The following is a 2,731-nucleotide window of genomic DNA, read 5'->3' as shown; positions in this document are numbered from 1 at the left end:
GGCCGGGGTCGATCAGCATCGACTCTGCGCGCAGGCTGAACGAGCCCAGCAGGGCGCCGCCGACCAGGGCCATCAGCCCGAGCGCGGTGAAGGTGATGGGCAGGATGCGGCCCCACAGCGCCACCGTGTCGCGCTCGTCCTGTGCGGCGGCCACCTGGGATTCGACCGACTCCTCGTTGGTGGTCAAGCTGTAGTCGGCGAACGTCACCTCGGGCCGCAGCGCGTCGCGTGCGTAGTAGTGGTACGCACGGTCTGTCTGCTTGACGATGGTGCCCGACACCGGGTCGACCCAGAACGTGCGCTGCGCGGCGTAGTAGCGCGACATCGTGATCATTTCCTCGGGGTCACCCTCGATGCCCCACAGACGGGCCGGAGCCGTCGCCTGGCTGTCGGCGTCGTCGTCGTACAGCGACGCGTATCGCACCGGCTCCACGAGTTCGCCGTCGGCGTCGTAGCCGACGTTCTGGGTGAACTTGAAGGTCGTCAGCCCGTTGACGTCCTCCTCGCCGGAGTAGTTGGCGTCGAACGGCTGCTGGGCGATCGGGTCGAAGAACGGGTAGGTCTTCTTCTCGGTGTCGAACGGGAAGCGGTAGGTCAGCCCCTCGTGCGGCAGCGCGATGTTGGTCGGCGGGTTCTCGTCCTCGATCGCGCGTGGCCTCTGCACCGCGCCTCCGGGGTTGCTCTCGCTCGACACTGCGAGCGCAGTTGTGCGGTCGAGCGTCACGGTGTCCACCATCGCCAGTAGCAGACCGTTGTCCTGCTGCTGATCACTGCGCCGCACCGTGTTACCGACCTGCAGCGTCACCACGTCGGCGTTGGCCGGTGACTCCACGCTGATCTGCTGCTGCATCACCAACGGCACGTCCTCGTTGACGATGAACCGCTCGCCGAGTAGCGACGCCGGATCGAACGCGTCGCCGGTGCCGTCACTGATCAGCGTGGCATCGATGTCCAGCGGGATCTTGGAGATCTTGCTCGTGGTGTAGGTGGACAGCAGCAGCGCGGCAATCAACAGGGCGGCACCGAGGCCCATGATTCCGCATGCGGCGATCCGCAGCGCAACTGCGCGGTTCAATACCGTTTCTCCCTTCGCGCACCGCCACCAGCCCCTACCTGGCCCGGTGGGGCAAAAACCTGTTCGACCCTAACAGCACAAGCTAAGGCCGTCGCTTACTGCAACTCGTTCGCGACACCGTCCGCATCGGATGGGTCCGTGCGGCAGGACTACCCGTTTTCCCGTCCTCAGACCGGACGGGCAGACTGTTCGACGTGACCGGAACCGCAACGGCCCACGTCGGTCGGCGGGACGCCGCACCCGTCGGCGGGACGCGCGCGTTCCTGCCTGCCGTCGAGGGCATGCGCGCCTGCGCGGCGATCGGGGTCGTGGTCACCCACGTCGCCTTTCAGACCGGGCACACCGGCGGGTTCTCCGGGCGGTTGCTCGGCCGTTTTGATCTCGCGGTCGCCGTGTTCTTCGCGCTGTCCGGTTTTCTGCTGTGGCGTGGGCACGCCGCGGCGGCCCGCGGGCTGAGATCCCGGCCGCCGACCGGGCACTACCTTCGCTCCCGCATCGTGCGCATCATGCCCGGCTACCTGGTGGCCGTCGTCGTGATCCTGACCCTGCTGCCGGATGCCCGGCCCGACCTCACGGTGTGGCTGGCCAACCTGACCCTGACGCAGATCTACGTCCCGCTGACGCTGACCGCGGGCCTGACCCAGATGTGGAGCCTCTCGGTCGAGATGGCCTTCTACATCGTGCTGCCGTTCCTGGCGCTGCTGGTGCGGTGGGTGCCGGTGCGGGCGCGAATCGGCGTCATCACCGCCGCCGCGGTGCTGAGCCTCGGCTGGGCCATGCTGTGGCAGCTCCTCCCTGTCGAAACGCCACTCGGGGTCAACCCGCTGAACTGGCCGCCCGCATTCCTGTCGTGGTTCGCGGCAGGGATGCTGCTCGCCGAGTTGACGGTCAGCCCGACCGGGTGGGTGCATCGGCTTGCCCGCCGTCGCGTGCTGATGGCAGCCATCGCGGTGGCCGCCTTCCTGGTGGCGGCCTCGCCGCTGGCCGGCCCGGAAGGACTCACGCCGGGCAGCGTCGACCAGTTCATGGTCAAGACGGCCATGGGCGCGATCGTCGCCGGGGCGCTGCTCGCCCCGCTGGTGCTGGACCGGCCCGACACGTCGCACCGGTTTTTGGGCAGCACCACGATGGTGACGTTGGGGCGCTGGTCCTACGGCCTGTTCGTGTGGCACCTGGCCGCGCTGGCGATGGTGTTCCCGGTGATCGGCCAGTTCGCGTTCAGCGGTCACATGCCGGTCGTGTTGGCGCTGACGGTGGTGTTCGGCTTCGCGATCGCAGCGGTCAGTTATGCGCTGGTGGAGTCTCCGTGCCGGAACGCGCTGCGCCGCTGGGAGAGACGGGTCGACCCGACACCGCTGGACAGTTCGGTCGACGCTGAGATCGAGCCCGCCACCGCGCGCTAGTCCGATTGCGCGGCCCCGGGGGTGGTGAACCGCGAAAGTGTCTGTGCTGCTGGCGGATCGGACTTGTCGGACCTGTCTGTGATGATGGTGTCATGTCTTCGGCTGCACCGTGTTTCATCCCGAGCCCGCCCCGGGGGGCGCGGCTGGAGGTGTTGTTCGAGGAACTGTCCGAGCTGGCCGGGCAACGGAATGCGATCGACGGGCGCATCGTCGATATCGTCGCCGAGATCGACCGCGACGGGCTGTGGGCGAC

The 2,731-nt window shown here is 68.0% G+C and carries 2 protein-coding genes and 1 pseudogene; 2 read left to right on the top strand and 1 reads right to left on the bottom strand.

Annotated elements, in window-relative coordinates:
- Nucleotides 1-1,075 (bottom strand): cell envelope lipid trafficking protein PgfA (gene pgfA, locus WA965_RS23555; protein ID WP_526448129.1); only part of this gene is annotated, 1,075 nt, incomplete at its 3' end.
- 281 nt (nt 1,076-1,356) lie between these two features.
- On the opposite strand from pgfA, the gene WA965_RS23550 reads away from it, so the two are divergent.
- Together WA965_RS23550 and WA965_RS23545 are read left to right on the top strand one after the other, a co-directional pair.
- On the top strand, nt 1,357-2,478 hold the full coding sequence (locus tag WA965_RS23550; protein WP_526302875.1) for an acyltransferase family protein: 1,122 nt from the start codon (nt 1,357-1,359) through the stop codon (nt 2,476-2,478).
- Between the two features lie 92 nt (nt 2,479-2,570).
- A pseudogene (locus tag WA965_RS23545) lies at nt 2,571-2,731 on the top strand (HNH endonuclease); the annotation flags it as partial.

It is taken from the genome of Mycobacterium sp. (assembly GCF_049683935.1).
Lineage (GTDB): Bacteria > Actinomycetota > Actinomycetes > Mycobacteriales > Mycobacteriaceae > Mycobacterium.
Note: the sequence above shows the minus strand (reverse complement) of the source record. Positions and strands in the feature narration are given on the sequence as shown.